At 29.8% G+C, this 23,412-nt stretch carries 8 protein-coding genes; 5 read left to right on the top strand and 3 right to left on the bottom strand.

The features are described from left to right. Positions 1–911: 911 nt before the first annotated feature. The 4 genes from PWA39_RS01510 (at position 912) to PWA39_RS01495 (ending at position 9,658) form a co-directional block, all read left to right on the top strand. Positions 912–4,106 carry a P97 family adhesin gene (locus PWA39_RS01510; protein WP_069099598.1) on the top strand — a complete coding sequence of 1,065 codons (3,195 nt, stop codon included), beginning with the start codon at positions 912–914 and terminating at the stop codon, positions 4,104–4,106. A gap of 27 nt (positions 4,107–4,133) precedes the next feature. Continuing rightward, positions 4,134–7,391 carry a P110/LppT family adhesin N-terminal domain gene (locus tag PWA39_RS01505; protein ID WP_069099599.1) on the top strand — a complete coding sequence of 1,086 codons (3,258 nt, stop codon included), beginning with the start codon at positions 4,134–4,136 and terminating at the stop codon, positions 7,389–7,391. 312 nt (positions 7,392–7,703) lie between these two features. Continuing rightward, complete coding sequence (locus tag PWA39_RS01500) at positions 7,704–7,844, top strand: transposase (RefSeq protein ID WP_075949654.1); 141 nt, start codon at positions 7,704–7,706, stop codon at positions 7,842–7,844. Between the two features lie 566 nt (positions 7,845–8,410). After that, positions 8,411–9,658, top strand: coding sequence for a DDE-type integrase/transposase/recombinase (locus PWA39_RS01495; protein WP_274827485.1), 1,248 nt, complete (start codon positions 8,411–8,413; stop codon positions 9,656–9,658). Between the two features lie 240 nt (positions 9,659–9,898). On the opposite strand, the gene PWA39_RS01490 is transcribed toward PWA39_RS01495, so the two are convergent. From PWA39_RS01490 to PWA39_RS01480, 3 genes are all read right to left on the bottom strand, one after another. Beyond that, the gene (locus PWA39_RS01490; RefSeq protein ID WP_274827484.1) at positions 9,899–15,475 is read right to left on the bottom strand and encodes a P97 family adhesin; all 5,577 of its coding nucleotides are present in this window, start codon (positions 15,473–15,475) and stop codon (positions 9,899–9,901) included. An 887-nt stretch (positions 15,476–16,362) separates the two neighbouring features. Beyond that, positions 16,363–17,622 (bottom strand): restriction endonuclease, encoded by a 1,260-nt coding sequence (locus tag PWA39_RS01485; protein WP_069099265.1) that lies wholly within the window; start codon positions 17,620–17,622, stop codon positions 16,363–16,365. 2 nt (positions 17,623–17,624) lie between these two features. After that, a complete protein-coding gene (locus tag PWA39_RS01480; RefSeq protein ID WP_069099266.1) occupies positions 17,625–20,132 on the bottom strand; it encodes a DNA cytosine methyltransferase in 2,508 nt (835 codons plus the stop codon). Positions 20,133–21,231: 1,099 nt separating this feature from the next. On the opposite strand from PWA39_RS01480, the gene PWA39_RS01475 reads away from it, so the two are divergent. After that, a complete protein-coding gene (locus tag PWA39_RS01475; protein ID WP_274827483.1) occupies positions 21,232–23,265 on the top strand; it encodes a hypothetical protein in 2,034 nt (677 codons plus the stop codon). Positions 23,266–23,412: the final 147 nt, after the last annotated feature.

Raw genomic sequence — 23,412 nt, 5'->3', positions numbered from 1 at the left:
CATTTATTACTGATTTGTTTTAATTAAAACATAAGTCAAAAATAATCTAAAAACTTGGGGTCTTCCCAAGTTTTTTATTTACTTTTTTTTAATAGTTAATTTGTAATTTTCCATTAAAAATAACTATCAAGGCAAAAACACTGAATTTAAATCTAAGGCTCACGAAAGAAAAATCTACTTATTAATAATCAAATAAAGCAAACTAAAAAAGCTAAAATTTTAACTTAAAAAGCAAAATTATGAAATTTTTAAACTACTTTTTTAGTTTAAAGCAATAACAAAAATCATAAAAAAAATACAACTACTATTTAAACTCAATGTAAAAAGAAAACTCGTTTTTATTTACATTGAGCCTAAAAAAATATATGAAGTTTTGAAAGAACAATAACTAAAAGCCATAAATTTGTAGATTTCTAAACGGTCAAATTTAAGGCATTCCATTATATTTAAAAACATAATGGATAATTCGCAATGTCTGATTTTTTTATGACAAAAACATCCTTGACCCCCCCCTTAATTCTTATTTCAAAATTTATTAACTATTCTTAGTGAGTGTAATTATAACAGAAATTTTTTTAGACCAAGCATTTTTTTTTTTTTTTTTCGCAAAAGGTTAATTTTAATGCATTCTACCGTGTTTAAAGCATAGTTCAAAATTTGCATTATCTGATTTTTTAGGCAAAAAACATGGATAAGCCTCTTAATCCAATATCAAAAATTTATTAAATTATTCTTAGTTAGTCTAATTATAACTGAATTTTTTTACTAATTTATTAGGTTTTTTACTTTTTTTTTTTTTTTTTGTTTTGGTAAAATTAAATATGTAGCTAGCAAAACTATTATTCTAGAAATAACCATGCAGAGATGGCGTGGTATTATTTATTTTATACAAAATCCAAATGGAGGTGAAAATGAATCAAGAACATAGGAAGGCAAATGTCGCATTACGGAAAAAAAGATTGATTTTAACAATCGGCTCAAGTCTTATTGCCTCAGGTCTAATTATTGGAATTCCAGTTGGGCTTGTTTCAAATCTTTCTGTAACCAAAGATCCTTTATTTGATGTTCAAAAACAAGCTAATTCAATTAGTTCTATAAGTCTAAAAAGTGATGTTGTTGAAAATAATGCAGATTATTTTAGTTTAAAAAGCAAATTATTTGAATCTAATGGCACAAAAAAATCGGGGATTAATTTAACCGATTTTTTTGATTTTTATGCAGAAAATTCTAACTCCAATTTCGAAATTGTTGATTTTCAAAATGATTTTCAATGACAAAAATTCAAATTAAATATTGCAGATATCGAAGCGCTTGATCAAGAACAGTCATTTAAAATTTATTGACGGGTTTTACAAAACTTAGATGATGGCAAAGTTGCAAATTCTGATCTTCACAGTGCAACAGTTGCTTATAATCCTGTTACAAGTCTGTCTAATTCCTCACTGAGCAATTTTACAAGTTTAGCAAAAGCCGAACTATCAAAATTAAGACCTTATTTTATCTCTGAATTTGATAAGTCACCAACAAGAGAGATTGCAAAACTAACCCCAGTTAGCGAATTTTTAGACAAAGTAAACTCGGCAAAATCGGCACTTGAGGCTTCTAAAATTATTAGCCAATATTTCAATCTTGAGTCAACAATCACAAATTTATTAAAAAATAAAATTAATAAATTTGTCGATGATGATAATTTTGCCAAAGGTAAATATTCAATCGAACTTATCCAAGAACCGGTTCTCAAAAATGCTTATCTTAGCAAAACGCCTTTAAAAAACATTTATCGTGTCTATTTTTTAGCAAAATTTTCAGCCGATTTTGCTAAACATAGCAATCAAGATTTAAAATCGAGTCCAAACTTCAATTTTGCAGTAGATCTTGATTTTTCAGATACATTTTTAGATGGTAGCCTTGCAAATGACATTGAATTATCACCTTTTTCTGATAATGATTTAACTAATTTTAGTGATATTCATGAACAAAACAGCCAAAAAATCACAAGTTGAGAATTGCTAAACTATCTAAAAAATCAAGTTTTTCCTTCTTATCAAGAAAAACAAGCATTTTACAGAAACTTATTAAACCAAGTTTCTAATGTTCCGTTGCTGTCAAAAATAAAGTTAAAAAATTACATTTCTCGGCTAAAAAATTCTGATCTTTTTTCGAAAATAAAAATTGATTTTAGCGTTGATCCTGAAAAGACCCAATTTGTCTATCAAAACAATAAGATCATAATTCAATTTCACGGAAATATTCAAATTTATAATGATAAAAACGAAATTATCGCCCAAAAACCGTTTGTTCAAAATGTTGGCGACTATTCAGTTTTAGTTAAAAATATGCCTGATTTAATTTCAAAAGCTAAGGCTACAAACTTTGAATTTAACCAAAAAGATGCCCAAATTTCAGAGCAAAATCCTGTGCCAAAAGAAGAAATTGAAAAACTTGTAAATTCAGGTGACTTTGGCAAACTAAAAAATATTTTAGAAAATCCGCATTATTATGGCGTTAAATTTGACGAAGAAAAATTAAAACTTTTAGTTGAAAAATATGATGTTATTCCAGTTGATCAATTAATTGAGCGTTCAAGGTGAACTTTCACATATCCAGAAGAAGTTGCTGGAATTGTTAATGTCTTATCGCCAGTTTTCCAATCTTCTGAGGAAATGTTAAGATTTTATTCAGCCTTAGCCCAAAAAGATATTAATTTTGTTGTTAAATATTTTTTTGACTGACTAAAAGGACTAAAATTAATTGACTCAGCCCAGACTTGACCTGAAAATCTTGACAGTACAAATTTATTTAAAGAGCTGGCAAAAATTAAAATCGAAAACAAATCAGGTTGAAATAACTTTTTACAAGAAAAAGATAGACAAGCACAAAAAGATATTTGACTATTTTCAATCAATAATAATTACTGAGCTGAAAAAGGTCGCATGCCTTATAGTTTTTATCTTCACCCAAGACTTAAAAATATTATTGATTTAATGGTTCAAAATGAACAAAATACTATCGGCGTTGATTATTATGTTGGCCAAATAAGATCTGAATCAAGTAAAATTCAAGAAATTGACCCAACTCTTGGCGAACAATACCGCTCACCAATTAAAACACTAACAGATTTTATTGTCGCTTTTTACCAAAATATTTATTCTAACAAAACCGGACTTTTATCTGAATCTTTAGGTAATAATTTTGACTATAAAATAAATTTTGAAATTGCGCACCCAAAAGCAGCAACAACTCAATTTGATGATGAGGGTTCACCGCGAAGTACTATGTCAGGTTTTAATTTTGTGCGCGTAAATCAACCGGTAAGTGCTGCTCAACCTAGCGATTCTCAGCCTATACCTACAAAAGTAGCTCAACAAGAATCAAAAGTAAACCTTAAATATTGATATGAAGTTGGTCCAGTTGATCAAAATGGAAAAATTCTTTCAGTAATTTTTAAAACACAGCCAAAAGAAATTACAATTTCAACTAACAAAGACGGAATAATTATTCCTGAAAGCATTGAAAAACTAAATAATTTTGTTGATAATTTCCGTAGCGGGACTCTTCCAACTTATTTAAGTAATGATGATTTTAATGATCTTTGGACAAATATTAATCGACTTGTTGGTGATAAAGAAGATTATGTTGATATCACAGAAGTAATTAAAAAATTCCCGATGTATTCTTATTTTAGTTTGCACTATCCAGAATTAGGTTTGGCTGTTAAAAAAGATGTTGTTAAGAAACCGGTGGAAATGGTAGAGCCAACTGAACAAGTAGCAACAGAAACATCTGAACCAACAACGGTATCAGAACCACCAGCTCCAGCACCAGCAACACCTCCTGCTCCTGCACCGACACCACCAGCGGCACCTGTGCCAGCTCCAGCAGAACCTACACCAGCGCCAGAACTAGCACCAAAAACACAAACCCCAGCTCCACAAACCCCAAATTCTACTGGTAAACTTGCAGGTATTTATGAAAATTATCCAGGAATAGATACAATTAAAGTTCTTCATTTTTATGTACATAACAAGAAAAACCCGAATGAATTTTCAACTAAGAAATTGAAATTTTTTGTATATAAAACTGATAAATCATTGCTAAATTCATAAAATTATTCTTAAAATGGAAGGTTTATTATGAAAATTATTAAACGAAAAAATTTACTTATTGCATCTTCGGTTGTTTTTCTAAGCACAATTATTAGTATTGGAATTGCCGTTCCAATTGGAAAAAATGCTTATTATGCAAATCAATCCGAACAACTTTTAAAATATTCTGATCAAAAATCAGAAGCAAAATCTTTTGCTCAAAACAGTCAAAATCAACAAGAAATTTTACAATCTGTTAGTCAACTAAATTTAAAAGCACAATTTGCTGATACTTTAACAGCCAAAAACGCAGTTGACTTATTTTATGACAAAACTTATAATTTTGATCTAAATTCGCTAGTTGATTTTAAGCCTTTGGAAGATAAATTCGCTGGATTTAGTTTTAAATTACTTGCTCCAAAAGACAAAAAAGATTTAAAAATTGAAAATAATACGCTATCTAATTTAGCAATTAATGTCCAAAATCCAGCACAAAATATTAATTATAATGTTAAATTTGACCTAAAATTTAGCTCTCATGTTAAAAATTCCGAAATTGATCCTGATAATGTAAATGTTGTTCTTGAACTCGTTAATGATGAATTGATTAAAGATAAAACTGCTAGTGAAATTGCAATTTTGTTTAATTCTAAATTTATTCAAAACAAAAAATCAAACTCTGATCAACAAGCATTATTAAAAACTATTGCTGAATTTGGGAGTATTTCCTTTTTTAATAAGCAAACAAATGATTTGATTTTGCCTTTAGCTTTTGATGTAGAACCTAATTTAAAAGATAGCAAACTATTTTTTTCAAAAGTTGATGATGCAACTGGTCAAGCAAATTTAGATCTTTCCTTGGTTGAAAAATATTCTAAAAAGAAATCTAAAATTGCTTTAGAATTTAAAAATTTATCAACTATTAACGAAAATTATGCTTCTAAATTTGCCCAAATTTTCAAAGATAACTACACTTTTAACGATGAAATTGCTAAATTTTTAGCTTCTTCAAATTTAACTCCACTAGATTTAATTTCAAAACCTTTGCCTGATTCAGCAAAAAATCATTCAATTTTCAAAGACAACCAACCATCTAGTCTTGATTTTTGATTTAAAAAACCTGAATCTCCAAGTCAAACTGTTCCTGAAAGTTCTACTCCTGATGCTGCAAGTTCTGATTCTGATGCTGCATCCCCGGCTTCACCTCAACCTATAAGTGTTTCAACTTTAACTGACAACTCAAAAATCACTCAGCAACAAGCAGATTCATCATCTGAAGGTGAAGGAGAAACTACTGATAATTCTGAAAATTCTGAAAATTCAACAGAAACTCAACCTACAGAATCAACAGACCAAGATTCAACAAAAGACAATCAAGAATCTAAAACCGAAGAAACTCCAAAACCAGAAGTTCCAAAAGTTGAAACTCGTGAGGAAAAATTAAAAAAATCTTTTTCAGAAATTTTAAATAATTTCCAAATTTCTGAATTTAAAATTCAACCAGTAAAAATTGAACTTTCAAAAGAAGACCAAGAAGATCCAATTAAAAAACAAGTAATTCCACTTAAATTAACTCTTAATGGAAATTTTATATCAAGTGAGACTTTCCCTGGCGGTCTAAATTTTAATTCTAATAATGAATTAGAGTATAGTTTCAATTTTAATTATAATATTAGCGATAAAGTTTATGGGGCTTATTTCCAAAATGCACTTGATAATATAACAAAAACAAATCCAGATGGATCAAGTAGTCTAAAAATTGAAAATTTAGAGTTTAAGGTTAAAGATGACCAAAAAATAACAGTTTTTGCAAAAACAATTGACCAAACAATTGAACATATTAGAAATAAAAAAATCGAACTTTCAAAGATTAAAGAAGAAACTAAACAACTTTCTGAACTTCTTGATTTTATTGCTCAGACAAAATCACAAACTAACCCAACACCAGCTAAAATTAATGTATCTTCTTTAGCAACTACAACTCCTTTCGAAGAAGAAGAAGAACAAAAAGAAACTGAAAAAACAGAGAAAAAAGAAGAGAAAACTGAGCAAAAACAGGCAGATCCAGCACCAAATCAAAGTCCTGGAAAATTACTTTCTGAACTTTTTGACAATCTACTTGCATCTAATTTACCAAATTCAAGCTCTATAATTCTTGATACAGGATTTGAAAATGAAAAATTTGCTCTTTCTATTAGTATTTGGCTTGGAGATGATAAATTAAAAGAAATAAAAATTCCAATTGCCGATGTATTAAAAAATAATAAACCTTTTGAATTTTTACAAGAAGAAACTAAATTACATTTCTTTCTTGATGCTGAGTCATTAATTACAGAAAACAGCGGATCCGCCGCTAACCCAACAGATCAAACCTCAAATCCAAACGAAAATCAAATTCCAATTAGCTCAATTAAGTCAATTGATTCTCAAAAACTTGAATTTAAAGACTATGATGATCAAAAAAATCCTGTTCCAAGTGGTCGTAGGTCAAAATTAAAACCTTATTTAGACTTGTCTCAAGGCGGTATTTTCCTTTCTCATGACGGTCTTAAACTCGATTTTTCTTCAAAAAAAGATGATATTAAAAACCCTACATTTGTTCTCGCATTTAAGTCTGCCCAAAACTTTTCAACTAGTCAAGCACCTTTTTATTTAGTTCAAGGTTGAAAAGAAGATAAATCTGGTTCACCTTATTCTTACGGTGATAACCAAAAAATTGACTTTGGAATCAAAATTAGACGCTACGAATATGACAAAGACAAAATTAATAATTTAGAAGCACAAATAGGTGATGAAACTGCAAAACAACCTAATCATGTGCAAAAAATCGATCACCATACAGCGTTAGTTGATACTGTAACTGAAAGACAAGAACGCAACCGCTTCGGCACTAGAAATATTGTTGATAAAGTTAGTGAATCTAAAAATACATTTACTCCTGGTGTTTCCGATTTCCTTGACAACAAATTAGCGACTTCACTTGTTGTCTTTCGACTATTAGACGCAGATGAAAAAGACAAAAAAATAATGGAATTAACTCTTTATTCATCAATAGCTAGCGATCCATATAAACCTGTTTTTAGTGTGAAAAAAACTGTAAATCTTGATTCTTCATTAAAATTTTCAGATATTAAATATTATATTTTAGGTAAATTAGCAACAGAAGCAGGATTGTCTGGAACTAGTGGGGCGGTTCTTCTTAAATCAGCTGCAGTTTTTGAATCAATCGAAAACGAAGACAAATCTGAATTAGTTAATAAATTATTTATTGATAGATACTTTGATCTTAATGAAACTAAAAATTAATATTTATATTAGTTTAAATAAAAAGCATCCTCAATAAACCAGGACAAAAAAAGTTAACACTAAGGTGTTGACTTTTTTTGACTTTAATCTAACACTCACGAAAGAAAAACCTACCTACTCCCGAGTTTCCCAGTTTTAAGGCAAAAATTCGCTTTTTAGTGAATCTAAATATGAAAAAACATCGGTAAATCGGTGTTTTTTGATTTTAAAACCTTAATTTTTATTACTATCATTTACTAGCATTTTAAGTAATTTTGTGGTATAATTATAAATTATGAAAAAACAAAAATTAACTAAGTTGGTCTAGTAACGATGTTGCAAAAATTAAGGCAAAGGGTTGAATTTAACACTTTAGATCAGCAAATAACATTTAAAAATCGAGATGGTGTTCCTAGTGATCCGAATATTTGAAATAGGTATGATTTTTACTTTGATATCTTAATAAATCACTAAAAAAATTGTAAGTAACTTTTACCAAAAAACTTAAAAAACTGCCTAAAACCAGATGCTTTCTTAAAATTACCTTATGAAACTGGGAAACTCGGGACACTCACGAAAGAAAAACCTACCTACTAATCAAATAAAACAAACTAAAAAAGATGAAATTTTACCTTAAAAAGCAAAATTATGAAATTTTTAAACTACTTTTTTAGTTCAAAACACTGACAAAAATCATAAAAAACAACTACTATTTAAACTAAATGTAAATAGAAAACTCATTTTTACTTACATTGAGCCTAAAAAAATATGTGAAGTTTTGAAAGAGCCATAAATAAAAGCCCTAAATTTGAAGATTTCTAAACGGTTAAATTTAAGGCATTCCATCATATTTAAAAATATAATGGAAAATTCGCATTTTCTGATTTTATCATGCAAAAAACATAACTAATTCCCCCTTAATTCAATATCAAATTTTATTAATTTATTCTTAGTGAGATTTATTATAACATAATTTTATCTTAGACCAAACATAAGTTAGTACACCAATTTCAGACTTATTCGAAAAAAGGTGTGTCAAAATGAAACAATACAGATTTACAATTGAAGACAAATTTAAATACATCAAAATTGCCGAATCTAAAGGGCTAAAAAACGCAATTTTGCAATTTGCAGAAGAATTTAGAGAAATTTACAAAGACAAATCTAAAAGTAAAAAAGCGGATAAAGAATGAATGCTGCATATATATGCTAATAATTTGATAAGAAATTGGCAAAAAAAGTTTTATAATAATGATATGAAAAGTTTGATAAGTGTTCGCGGGAAAATCAAATCACCGCGTAAACCAAAAAAGAAATATACAATTAACGATCTTTCTGAAAACGATCGTGAAGTTTATCAAGAAATAATGGAGAATGTTCTTAGAAGATACGGGATTGATCCCGCAATTGTTCTTGAGGAGCTCAAAAAACGAAAACAAGAACAAGAAAAAGATAAAAACAAAATCGAAAATTGCACTAGAATTTGTAGTGTTCTTAATATTAATCGCACTTCGATTTATGAGAAAATAAGGGTGAAAAAACCACCAAAGAAAATGATTTATGATGAAAAATTACTTGAGTGAATTCGTGAAAATTTCATATTGAATCGAAAGGTAAAAGGGCGTGACGTCCTATATAATATTTACAAAAATCAGGGAAATTATGTATCCACGTACGTGTTTCAAAAACACTACGAATTTTTAGGATTAAAATCACTAGCTTATAAAAAGCAAGGAAAACCGGCACCAAAAGAGAAAAAGTTTACACGAATTTGGACTGAAGATCATATCAAAGGTGAATTTAGCTCAGAAAATTTTGGTGAAAAATGGTTTGCTGATATTAAATTTATCAAAATTAACAACGAATGATTTTACCTACACTCAATTATTGAAACAAAATCCAATTACTTGCTCAATTTTTCGATTTCTAAAACAAGATTTTCAGAAGAAACTATAAACTTAGTAAAACAAACAATTAAAAAGTATAATATCAAACCAAAATTTTTCCATTCAGATCATGGCGTGGAATATGCGAACTACAAATTTGCTAATTTTTTAAAACAAAACAATATCCAACAATCAATGTCACCAAAAGGCAATGCCCTTGCAAACCGTCCTATTGAATATTTTTATGCAGTTTTTCAACGAGAATTGCTTAATATTGAGGGCGAAAATTTTGAAAATGTAGCTATTGCTTATCAAAAAATAAGTGAATTTATTGATTGGTATAACTATGAAAGGCCTCAAAGTTGCTTATCATATAAAACTCCAAGCTATTATATGAGGTAAATTATTTGTCCAAATTTTTTAAAATGAACATGCTAGAAAAAATTAACAAAAGTGGTGCAATCAAAATCATAGGTAAAAAACTAATTGTCTGAGATTTTTCTACTTATTTAATCTTAGACCAAACATTTTTTTTTTTTTTTTTGCAAAAGGTTAAATTTAAAATAATAAAAAAGCCCCTTTGGATAAAACTCAAAGGGGTAATTAATTTGTATTTAATTTGTGCTTAATTTATTTGTTGAATTAAGATTGCTTTTTTCTGTGAATGTTAAATTCTTTGAAGACATCACCAAAAGCATTATTAGTAAATCCACGGCCACGGGCTTTCTTAAGATCTAAAGGATCAGAAATAATATTACCAAAATAACGGTCATCAACTACATATTCAGTGTCAATAATTGGTAGTCATTTTAGTTTCTTGTCTTCTTGTTTGAATATTCCAGCAAATCTGACATTTGTTGAGAAAAAATGCTCAGGAATTACTGTTTCAAATTGAATTCAACCTTTGTCTTTATAGTGAGGATTTTTTGACCCTTGTTTTAGCATATTAGCTTTGAGCATTGCAATTTGATTATTATCGTTTTGGAAAACAAAACGTCAGTCATCAGTGTCTTTGACATCTTGATAGTAGTCTTGAGTTGGAATTGGTAGATTTGTTGTAAGTGTAAAAGTACGAGTGTCGCGATTAAATGCAGTTTTTTGAACTTTGAGTGGATAGCCCCCATCATGAATTTGGGTTCAACCTTGAGGTAAAAGGTTAACTTTTTTGAAAGCTTCTTCGTTATGTTTTGTGCGAATTTCGGCAACTTCTGAATTTTGGAAGTTAGGTCACCAATTAGTAAAATTCGGGGCAATCATTTTTATATTTTTCTCAAGTTCATCTGGATCTACAAAGAGTAGGTCATTTAAATTAGCACTTATTATATTTGATTGTTCTTGAATTAGTTTTCTTGGATACCAAAGGTTAAAATAAGCACTTCCTCAGTCAGCGGCATTAGCACCAACTTTTTCTTTAATATTATCAGTGTATTTGTCATTAATATCTTCTTGTTTTTGGTCAGGATCATTAAATAAATCAGTAATAAAATCACTTGCATTATAAAAAGTAACTTTTGTTGGCTGATTTGTAATAATATTTAAATAGTTGCTTGGCAAGCTAAAATTATTATTGCCAAAATTTGCCTGACTTGGGTGTTGGTTAGTTCAACCTTTACGAGTTGATTGTTCTTTTGTTTGGTTTAGTCGATAAGAATATAGATCAACATTTGTTGCTGATTTAGAATATAATTTTTGGTATAAATAACCATCAGGATCAAAAACTTTAAATGACAGGCTGGTTAGACTTTGAACCTGTGGTACAGGAAACATATCAACAAGTGGATCAAAAAGGGGCTGGACTTGGAGGTAGGGGACTTGTACAGGCGGTTGAGATCCGGTATTTAGACTTATTGCTCGTCAACCATAGACAAAAAAGGTTGAATCTTTGACTTTAGATACATCAAAGTTTGTTGGATCATGTAAATTTTTCTTAGCAGCAAAAACTACTTGTGATGTGCTTCATGGCACGCCAACAGTCCGCTCAACAATAAATTTTGGTTTAATAAAAGTAATTGTTGAGGTTTGTGTGTTTGATTGATTGTTTGATTCCGCGGTTGTGTGTGTGTGTGTGTGTGTGTCGGAATCTAAATTATCTTGACTCAAAATGTTATGAACTCTCATTGATTCAAGATCAAATTTTTTGTCAGATAGTTCAGAAGCTATTTCAATTGGGGCGTTAATTAGCCTTTTAATATTGGAACTTTCTAAGTCAAAGCTAATAGTTTTTTCGTTAATAAGTTGGAGATTTGCAACTTTAACTTCAGAGCTAGTGTTTGTTGAAGCATTTAGCGATAATTTAATTGGCGAATGGTTTGAATTTTGAATATGGGCTAAAGATAAAATATGCGACTTAGTTGTTTCATGTCTTTTATAAGCATCAACTATAGGGCTTATAAGGTTAGATAGAGATTGAGGGAGTTTACTTCTGAGAGCGGAAATAACTTCCTCAACTTTTTTCTTATCAGTAATCGATAGTTTTAGAGCTTCAGGAGAGGGAGTTTCTATTAAACTAGTAGTTTCCAAACGCGAGAGCACCTCATTTGCTATTGCTTGGTCAAGAACATCGGCCTGAGGAGAGATGTTTATTAAAGCCGGATGAATTGTCACAGGCACTGAAGATAACCACTGACTTGTTGGTCGACCATTTGAGTCTTTCGGTATTGTGTTTTTAAATTCCAATGTTATTGTTGTTGAATTTGCTAGTGGCTGATCAGGATTGTATTGTTTTGCTCAGGAAGTATTTGAAATTTGCGGAGATTTTGCTAATTCAGGAATATTATTTTGTTGTTTGTGTACTATCAGACTTAAGTTTTTATCTGATTTAACTTTTGTTGAGTTCTGACCGTTTTGGATTACTTTTGATAAAGTTAGACTAACGCCGTAGACTTCAGGTGAGATTTCTTTTACTGATTCAATTTCAAAACTAATGTTTTGATCAAGTTTATTAAAATAAGTACTAAAATTTTGACCTAAAAGAATTTCAAGCTTTTGTTTTAAAGTCTGTAAATCTTCGTTTGAACTTTGACTTGCTGAGTCTGAACTCTGACTAGTCTGAGAGTCATCTTGGAATGGACTAGCAAAATAAGGACTCTCGTCTAGAGTAGAGAAAGTCGAAACTTGTACCGCAACTGGTTTTAATTTGTCTTTGAAAAATTCATCTTGATTGACTTCGGGTCTTTGAACTTCTGGTCGAGGTTGGCCTGGAACTTTGTCATCGATTCAACGGATTCCTGAATCTCTTGGAGAAGTTGGCTCTTCTGATTTTGGTTTATTCTTGTCATAAATTGAATTAGCAAGAATTTGTAGATGAGCAAATTTTTCAGCATCAAGAATCAATGACTGACTTGAAAGGGGAGCATCTTCAATCATCTGGTCTAAATTATTTTTTTGTTTTACTTCAACTTCTGACTGCCCTGAAGTGCGAACAAAAATTGTCTGAGGTGAAGATGAAATAATATCATCAACAAAACTGCCAGCATTATCATCAAATCCAACAACATATTTGATTTTTAGACCAATTATATTACCTTGATCTTTAGAAGCCGCAGCATCTTCTTGAATTTCAAATTTAATTGAAGGACGTGCACCTGAGTCTTGATATTCATTTCAATTATTAGCTAAGGCTGCCTGAGTATAAAAGGCAAAAACTAAATCACTAAGAGTAGAGATTTTACTAAAATCTTTATCTTTAAAAGGAACTTGAGGATTATTATCAGAATCAACAGTATTTCAAAAAGCTGGTTGTTTGGCAATTTTAATTGCATCTTGGTAATTTTTAAGAATTTTGTATGTTAGTTTTTTATCGTTTTCTTGTTGTTTTTCTTGGCCAATAATTCTGTTTCAAATTGCAAAAGGTAAGCTTGCTAACTGGTTTTTATCGCTAACAAGATTTTTAGCAATTTCAACTTTTCAGTCTTGAGTACTTTGGGTTGAACTTGACTGAGTTGAAGTTGACTGAGTTGAATTAAAATCTAGACTTGCTGGTAAAAATAAAGCCATTCCTTGATTTGGGCTTGTAATGTCATTAGCAAAATAACCATTAAAATCAAGAAGTTTGAGTCCAAATTTTGTTCCCACAGAATCATCTTGATTTTGATCTTCATCTTGCTGACTTAGAAAATCTTGGTCGTGCTCGTAGTTATCAAATTTGGTTTTAATTTTTACTTTTGCTAAATCTGCCAAAGTTGGATTTAGTGGTAAGTCTTGATAGCCTTCAAATTCAAGACCCATTTGGGTTCCGATATTAACAAGTTTTTTGATTGCATCTTTAGGATCTAATGATAAAAGGTAACGGAAATAAGCAAATAATGAAGCACGATTTTTAAATGCCGAAGTCGAAACTGAGTAAATATCAGCATTTTTTAAAGCCTGAGCTGAGTCAATTGTTGCATTTAAATTGGCTATTTCTTTGTCAGACGGAACTTGTATATTTTGGGCTTGTAGAGTTGAACCTAATTTAAAATCAATATTGTAAGAATTTGGATCACTAAAAAGACTAATTAGTTTTTTATAATCTTTTTGGTCGATTAATTGTTTAATTTCGTATTTTGAAAGTAAATAAGACTTTGGAGCACCTTGGACAAGATCATAAGGATTTTCTTTGGTTGCTCCTAGGGTTTGATTAGTGGATTGAGATGGAAATGGTGAAATATCAGCTGCTAGTTGTTGGGCGGCTTCTTGGGCGCTTTGGGCATCTTTTAATTGCTTTAGTTGCTCGCTAAGTTCAGGATAAAGACTGGCTAGGGCATCTTCGATTTTTTGATCACGGAAATTATCAAGTTTAAAACTTACAGTTTTTTCCAAAATAGTTTTAATATTTTGACCTGTGTCCCCTAAAATTGATGACTTTAGCTTAATTTTGATTGGCAGTTCAATAAATAATTTTCCTGAAACTGAGTTTTGACGAATTTTAGCATTTGAAACTAAAAAGTCATAATCAAGGTGCTCGCGTAAGTTATCAAAAAGTAAATCATATTTACCAAAAGAAAAAGTCAGTCCACGTGTTAGGCTGGCATCAATTATATCTTTGATTGCAGATGGCTTACTTACAAGTTCTTGGAGTTGTTTATAAAAATTAATTGCATCATAACGAAACAAAGAAAATTTATCAACTGGCTTATTAGAAGGTTGTCTTAATAAATCACGCTCAAACAAACTAAGTGAAGAAGGAAGTAAAACTCCGGTGGTTGAATCAACCTGAGGCTTATCTGGATCAATATAATAATCAGAAGCATCAAGTAAATTAACTTCGAGTTGATCGCTTAGGTCTTTTGTATTAGCAAATAAAGCAGACTTATCACTTGCGACTAAGTCAATTGAAGTTAAAAATGACTCATCTTTATTTTTATAGTTAGCTAAAGTCGCTTTTGCCTGAGACTCAAATTCAGTTTTTAAATATAAACGCACTGAGGGTACTTGTTGATTTAGACTTGTAGCTCACTCATTTGAATTTTGTGGATTTTTAACAAAACTAAATACAAAAGGCTCTTCTAAGTCGCCTTTTGCAAAACCAAAGCCTTGGGCTTCAAGACGAATTTTTGCCTTAATTGCTTGAATGTCAAAAAATTTGCTTAAATGAGACTCAAATTCCTCTACTGATTCAAATTGATTCAATGTTTTTGCAAAATCATCAGCACGAGTTAGCCCTAAAGGTCTAACAGAAGTTGATGAAAAATGACTAAGTGGGCTAGGAACCAAATTAGCAAAATTGGAGTCAACAATATCACTAAATTGAGCCAAAGCTGCCTTTGGGGCATCAACTACTGAAAGGTAAATTGATTTTGTTGCTGAGCGGGCAACATTTTTATCTTCAAGAGTTTCTTCTAAATGAAAGGAAAGGAAAAAGCGTTGTTGTTCATCTTGGGCTTCAAATTTTTCAATAACAACTTTGTATTTGTTTGGAATTGCCAAAACACTACGGCCATTATTAGTTAAAAAGTTGAATTTTGATGCAAAGTCGCTAAATTCAGTGCTGCTGGCATTAAAAGTTTTACCCCCTAAAAGTGCTTGTTTGACAGTTTTATAATCACTAGTAAAGTGAGCAACGCTTGGCTTAAAACTTACTGAATCAATTAGGCCAAGCTGACTAACAACTCCTTGGGTAGGATTAACTCCACGATATCTAGTTTTAGCAGCAAGTCCAGCGACAGTTCCAAAGACCGTCGACATTAGTACAATTGCAGCGGCACTGCCAATTAATATTTTTGCCTTTTTATTTTGCATAAAAGCCTCCTGGTTTTTTCCCTTTTTATCATTTTTGTTATTTTCAATAAAAAAAATTATACTAAATTTAAAATTTATTTCTGCTTAATTTTAAAATTTTTTTTAATTAATTAAAATACAATCAATAAAAGTTTATGATAGTTTTCCCTAATTTCCTAGTTTGATGAGATAATCTCAAAAAAGTGTCCGATTTTTGGGACTTTTTTAACTTGTTTGGCAAACTCAGAAAAAATAACTATTAAAGCAAAAACACTGAATTTTAAATCTAACGCTCACAAACAAAAATCTGCTTATTAATCAAACTAAAAAAGCTATAATTTTTACTTAAAAAGCAAAATATGAAATGTTTAAACTGCTTTTTAGTAAAACATTGACAAAAATCAATTTATGGACAAAACAACAAAAATCATAAAAAAATACAACTACTATTTAAACTCAATGTAAATAGAAAACTCGTTTTTACTTACATTGAGCCTAAAAAAACATATGAAGTTTTGAAAGAACAATAACTAAAAACCTTAAATTTGAAGATTTCTAAACGGGTAAATTTAAGGCATTCCATCATATTTAAAAATATAATGGATAATTCGCAATATCTTATTTTATTGTGACAAAAACATAACTAATTCCACCTCAATTCAATATTAAAATTTATTAACTCATTCTTAGTGACTCTATTATAACATAATTTTATTTTTGACCAAACATTTTTTTTTTTTTTTTTGAAAAGGTTGATTTTAATGCATTCAACCATATTTAGAACATAGTCCAAAATTTGCATTATATGATTTTTTGGCCAAAAAACATAATTAGTAAATCGGGACTAAAGACTTAACACATAGGTGTTGGCTTTTGTCCTGGCTTAGCCCCCCCCTCACTAACCAAATCTATATAGCAATTTTGTTATCATTAATTAATGAAATATATTTATTATTATCAATGTAGTCGCTATAAAAATAGTCTATTTTGTTAATTATTGTAGCAAAATCCAAATATTCAACTTCACTAAAGTCTTCAGTATCAAGACCTGTATTTAAAACATACATATAATCATAAAAATCATAAAATTTAGGCAATAAATCTGAAGTCAAATTATCCTTTATCTTATTAGATTTTATTAATAAACAAATATACTGAAAATCCTTATCGATATATTGAGTATTATTATTTGGATGAGCCATACTAAAATGCTGATTAGGGGTAAGCATTATTAAATTTTCTATATAGCCAGCAATTTGCGGATAATCTGATTGTGGGAAAATATGATGAGCTTGGCTCGCATTAACTGTTTCTGTTGGCTGGTTAATTTCAGATTTAGAACCATAATATTTATCATTATATTTTCTTACATCTTTTTTAGCTTTATTTACAGTATATTTAGAATAAGCTTTAGAGCTCATTTGATCCAAAGTGTTTTGGTATTCTTCTCTTGTTAGTGATTTATCCTTACCACTTAGCTCGTCTCTCCAATTAGATCTATTATAGAGCAGGTCATTCATAGTAATATTTTTTGATGACATCCTACCTTTTTCAGTGCCTAGTTTCTTGAACTTAAATGCTAATGGATTTATTATTTTTGTGAATATCCTACCACATTCTGTTTCTGTATTAATGCCGGTATTTTCAATGGTAAAATCAATAAAGTCTTGCCTTAGATCTTTATATGAATCTTTAGTTTGAATTTCAAAGAATTTTTCAAAACTTTTATATAAATCACTATCCTTTAAAACTTTTACTATGTACTCATAAAGAAAATTTAATGCATTTGTTGGCCTTAAAGCTATATTTTCCAATAGCTCTTTGTTATTAATCTTATAAAAATATCTATTATTTTCCTTTCTTGTTGATAATATTTTGCTATAAGACAATAAATTTATTGGTTGGGCAAAATATTTATCATACTCATTACTTGCTTTTAATTCGGGGTCAGGTTTTGAAAAAATTTCAATAACATTGTTTCTAGAATATTCACTATGCCATATATCTGAGACTGTAAATTCTTCATTTTCATTTTCCACATATTCTATAATACAATCGGCTATAATTGAGACAACATCAAAAGTACATTTTTGATCTATCCATCTAGCATTGTTGCTTTTTCTTACATCATAATCAAATTGATTTAAAAAATCAGAGTAAATGCTCATTATTAGACTTCCTTGTTTATTCCAAACCAATACACACTTGTATTGTCAATATTCAATGAGCGAGTTTGATAGTTTCTTGCCAATGAATAAAATTCTCTAAATTCCTGACTAGAAATATATAATCTTTGTTTTTCTGATATTTCAAAGTCATATTTTTTTTGAAGTATTGCAACAGAACCATTAGTAATATAGCCTTTTTCTTTTCTTAATAGTCTTGGTTTGTAAGTCAGGTTAGGAGCTAAATAAACGACATCGCTGTCAATGAATTTATATACACTTAATTTTTTGGCTTTATATAAATCCATATATGAGTCATAATCCTCAATATTAACTATTTGACTTCCATCATCAGAAATATTTCTAGATTTTATAACACGTATAGAATCGTCATTATAAGAGTTATTAAGCATTTTAGATGTGATTTGTCTATCTCTAAATACAGAAAAGACGTCAAATATCAATTTATTCGAAACTTTATCAAAAAAATCATTTCTATAAATCACCCAATAAGGTAAATCATCAGAAAATATATATTTTTTAGGTTGCATAATTTTAACATTTTTGGTTAGTGATTTAACCAATATTTTTGAATTTTTTTTATTATTTATTGTTAAGTTTATAGTTTCTATTAAAACACCTTTAAATCCTAGTTCTCCAAAATCTAATATAGATTCAACATTGTATTCTTTGAGTATATTTCTAGTTTCTATATACTCAAGGTTGCTTAATAAATTTTTTGGCAATATTAATGATACATTGTGTGAATCTATCAATGATTTTTCCAAGAATAATCCTGCCAAATTAGTTAAATTCTTACTAAAGACACTATTTTTAATGTATTTCAAAATATCTTTTGAAGTTAATTTAGTAAATGGTGGATTGCCAATAATAAGGTCAAATTTAAAATTAAACTTTGTGTCCATGTAGTCTGCGTTAATAAAATTAATATTAAAATTCTCAGGAATTGATTTACTATCGAACAGGACTTTTAATATATCTAACATTTCTGGGTCAATATCTATTACTGTGAGTGATACTTTTTTTATATAATCATATTTTTTAAATATAAGGGGAATAAAGCTCCCGATTCCAACAGAAGGTTCTAAAATATGAATCTCATCCTTTTCAAAGTCAGGTAATACTGAAACTATTTCATTTAATATTTTTTTTGGAGTATAAAATGCAGAATGAGAATATCTTTTAGCATTCGATAGTTCTATAATTCGAGCTAAGCTTTCAAAACAGACACTATCCTTGTTATTCAAAACATATTTTTTCAAATTACTAATATCAGCAAGTTTTTCCTCATCAATTATTTTATTAATATCAACCTCTCTAATTTTTTTTTGCCTAAGATGCTTTTTTATATTATTAGCAATTTGTCTAAATACTTCAGTGGGAACAGCTTCTCCAATACTCTGCCTAATGTTTATTTCTTCCTTTTTTGAGATGGCTTTCTTTTCTTCATAGGATTTAGAATTTAAATCATCTAAAGATAACTCCGACCACTTAAAACTATCTGGTATAGACATCATCTTCATTAATTCTCGTATTGAAAATACTCTGTCTTGATTAGGGTGAATGGTATTTTGACTTGCCATTTGATCATTTCTTGTATGAAAACATGGAGCAACTTTATCAAAAATTTGTCTTTTATATTTATCCCCGTTCTTAAATTTATTGATTACTATTTCTCCGTTAATAATCTTGTGAGGCTTTTTAAGATCATCTATATTATCAAATGCACTTTGCCCCTCTTTGAGATTAGAAATCCAATCCCTCATATGAATAGGATATTCCCTAAAACTGTGATAAAAATCTCTATTGTCATATTCACCCCATGATAATTCAGGCATAGCTCCAATAACTTCTCTTAATGTTTTCTCTTCTCTATAGCTAGGGAATAATTCTAGTGGCAATATAAAATCACTTTCTGACTTATGAACGCCTATTACCAATGTCCTAGTTCTAGAGGAATTAGACCCATAATTTTTAAAATTTAATATTCTGTTTTCTATAATGTATTCTGAAGACAATTCTGAAGTAATCATATTTCCAATTGGAACTACTTCAGAATTATATGTGCATCCAGTTTTCCAAAATGCTGCCACATTTTCAAAGACAAAAAATCTTGGCAAAACCTTTTTTACTATCTTTACGCTTTCGACAATTAAACTATTTCTTTCAATTTCATCATCTTTCTTTTTATGGTTCGCAACACTCATTCCTTGACATGGCGGGGTAGCTACAACAACATCAACTCTATCATTACCCATTTTGTTCCATAATTTTACTTCATTATAGATTTTATTTTGTATATCTTTATTTGTGATATCTCCGCTGATATACCCGCTATTAAAACTACATTTATTATTAATTTTTTGGATGTTAAGTCTTCTTTCAATTAGTTCATTAGTAGCAATACATTCAAAATCTTCAACTTTAAATCCATAACAACCTACCCCTGCAGATGAAAACAAAGAAATATATGTCAATTTATTATTAATCATTTTATCCTCCACACTTTCTATAATTTTTGAAGTATCACAATTCAATGCATTGCACATTGGGAGTGTTCATAATTTTGTGTTTTAAATTTTATGGATTTTTTCCTAATAGAAATCTAATTTAATTTTACATTATTTAACCGATTAGGGAAAATTATTTCTAATTACTTCTTAATTGGGGAATATTCAGTATTTTGGTTCTTTATGATAAATTTTATCAAAGCATATTTGCTTTAGTGCACAAAATACTTAATATTCCCAATTTATGGGCAAAACAACAAAAACCATCAAAAAATACAACTGCTATTTAAACTCAATGTAAATAGAAAACTCGTTTTTATTTAAATTGAGCCTAAAAAAATATATGAAGTTTTGAAAGAACAATAACTAAAAGCCTTAAATTTGTAGATTTCTAAACGGTCAAATTTAAGGCATTCCATCATATTTAAAAATATAATGGATAATTCGCACTGTCTGATTTTTTTATGACAAAAACATAATTAATTCCTCCTTAATTCAATATCAAAATTTATTAATTATTCTTAGTGAGTGTAATTATAGCAGAAATTTTTTTAGACCAAGCATTTTTTTTTTTTTTGCAAAAGGTTAATTTTAATGCATTCTAATATATTTAAAAACATAATGGAAAAATCGCACTAACTGATTTTTTATGGCAAACACATAACTAATTCCTCCTTAATTCAATATTTAAAATTTATTAATTCATTCTTAGTGACTCTATTATAACATAATTTTTTCTACTAATTTACCTTATTTTGCCACTCCTTTCCAGGACAGCCCTCAGACTAGTCCAAGCTCTGAGTCAAGCCAGAGTACAAATGAAGACTTACAGACTCTAAAACAAAAACTCGAAATTCTTTTAGGTGAGCAATTTAGTAATTATTTTAATAATCTTGATCCAAACATTAGTTTTGAAATTGAATCAGTTAAGCAAGTCTCACCGGAGGTCTATAGCGTTAGTCTTTCGTTAGTAAAAAATGTTACTGATGGAAATACAACAACACGGGTAAAATCAGATAAGAGCCTAAGTCTGATAGTCCACAAACAACAAGACAACATTCCTGAACTGGCAAAGACTCCGGTGGTATCAAATACTAGCTGGGCTAAACAATATAGTCCTGACCAGCCGCTGGCTAATTCAACAACAATTACTCTAGAATTTAAAAATCCAATACAGACTGATGCCAGCGGTCGCCCAACAAGTCAGTGGCTATCTTCAGTGCCGGTGAGTATTCATCCGGCTGAACTGGCTTTAAGTCCGCTGCAGCCGGTGATAGCGCCTGAGGTGAAGAATACAGGATTAGCAAATCTTCGTGACGAAGGGAATACATACTTCCAAGCAGCTAATACTAATAGGGATCATAATATAAATAGGAAGAAGGAAGCAGCCCAAAAAGCTACTAGAGAAGCATCTATGATTAAAGTTGAAGATCCAAAATTAATTGAGTCTTCGCCAGTTTCGATCCCGAATCCTCAGCATCAATTAGTTCAATTAACATTGAACCAATTACTTAACCAAAATGTTGTAGACTTTAAAATAAACGATTTAAAGGTAGAATCGCCAACAAAGTTATCATTTAGTCTTGAAAGTAGCGATATAAAACGTTTAATTAATGCCCCTATTCAAATAGCAAACGTTTCTTCTACTTCTTCTACAGAGGAAGAAAAATCTCAACCTGAGACTAACCAGCAACAAATATCTAACATTGTAAAAATTAAACCTAAATTAATTTTACAAGGTGCAATTGGTGTTCCATGGGCAACAGTGAAAAAACCCGCTAAGTTCTCAGTGTTCCTCAAAGAGAACAACGGTTACTGAGAATCACTGTTTAATCGACTTGCTAGCTGAGAACCAAATAAAACTGAACTAAATAATACAAAACCTCAAAATAACAAAAACGTCAACCCTAGACTAATAAATCAAAATTGACATGGTACCCTCCAAAATAACAACGATCCACTTTTCCAGTTACTCACAAAAGACCCCGCTCAAGATCTTTCTGCTTTATCTCTTAAAGTCTTTGACCCTTCAGGTTACTTAAACCAAAGATTAGCTCATGAAGGTACTGGTCAAACTACAGAAGCTAAAACCCCAACCACCAACCTTAATTTATACTCATACCAACTTAATAAAACAAAAGTAGAAAATGTTAAAAAAGGATGAACAAATGTTCACCCAGATCAATTTGTTAGTCCAGGCGAGAACTTCAAACTAACTAATGATTATTTAAATATTATTTTAAATCAGCCAACAAAAGTTACTTACTATAGTGCAAGTGATTTTGTTAACAATTTATTTAATGATCCTGACAAAAAAGACACAGATGTTCAAGACAAATACACAAAGACTGTTAAAGAAAAAGTAGGGGCTAACGCCGTTGACTGAGGAACTGCTTATTTGAACTTTTGGTATCCAAAAGAATTAATTCAGCAACAATCAAATATTATTAGTGCTAATTTAACTGATTTATTATTTGTTAATCCTGATGAACTAACAAACAACGAAAAAATGATTGCTCCAAATTTAGTTAATTGATGGCCTAATTTCCGAAATTCAGAAACTCCATTTATTAAAACAACTGAAAATGCAGAGGCAAAAAAGACAGTTCTTCAAAATCCACTTGGTTGAACTCAAGTTCAAGATGGTGGATTTGGTCTTCGGGTAAGAAAAACCTTATTTAACCGTGACACCCGTACCTTTACACTAACAACTAATATTCCAGTTCCAACCCAAGATTATTCAGCTGTTAAAGATAGTGATGACTGACGTTTTGTTTTCCAAAACGACAGTGGTCAAATTGCAATGCTAAAAGCAACTCGTTCTACTAAAGAAAATAATCCTGATTACAAAGACAATGGTGCAGTTCAATTCCAGACAGTTATTCCTGAGCATTTCTTCTCTTCAAATGTTAGATTTGTGGGAATATTCAAACAAGAAGACCAAAAATTAAAATGACTACCAATTGCCGATACTGAATTTATTATCGATGACCGTTATTTTAAAAACATTACCAGCGATGAACTTAACCTAGCAAACGCAAATGCCCGTGGTCTTACTAACAATGCTTTTGGAGAAATCTTTAAAGAATTTAACATTCACAAGCCAAGAAAATAACTAAATTTTTTAATTAAACAAATAAATTACCCCTTTGAGTTTCATCAAAGGGGATTTTTATTATTTTAAATCTAATCTTTTGAAAAAAAAAAAAAAAATGTTTGGTCTAGAAAAAAATTATGTTATAATAAATCTCACTAAGAATAA

The sequence above is a fragment of the Mesomycoplasma ovipneumoniae ATCC 29419 genome, assembly GCF_028885435.1.
Taxonomy (GTDB): domain Bacteria; phylum Bacillota_I; class Bacilli_A; order Mycoplasmatales; family Metamycoplasmataceae; genus Mesomycoplasma; species Mesomycoplasma ovipneumoniae.
This window is presented reverse-complemented; position numbering and strand designations above follow the sequence as displayed.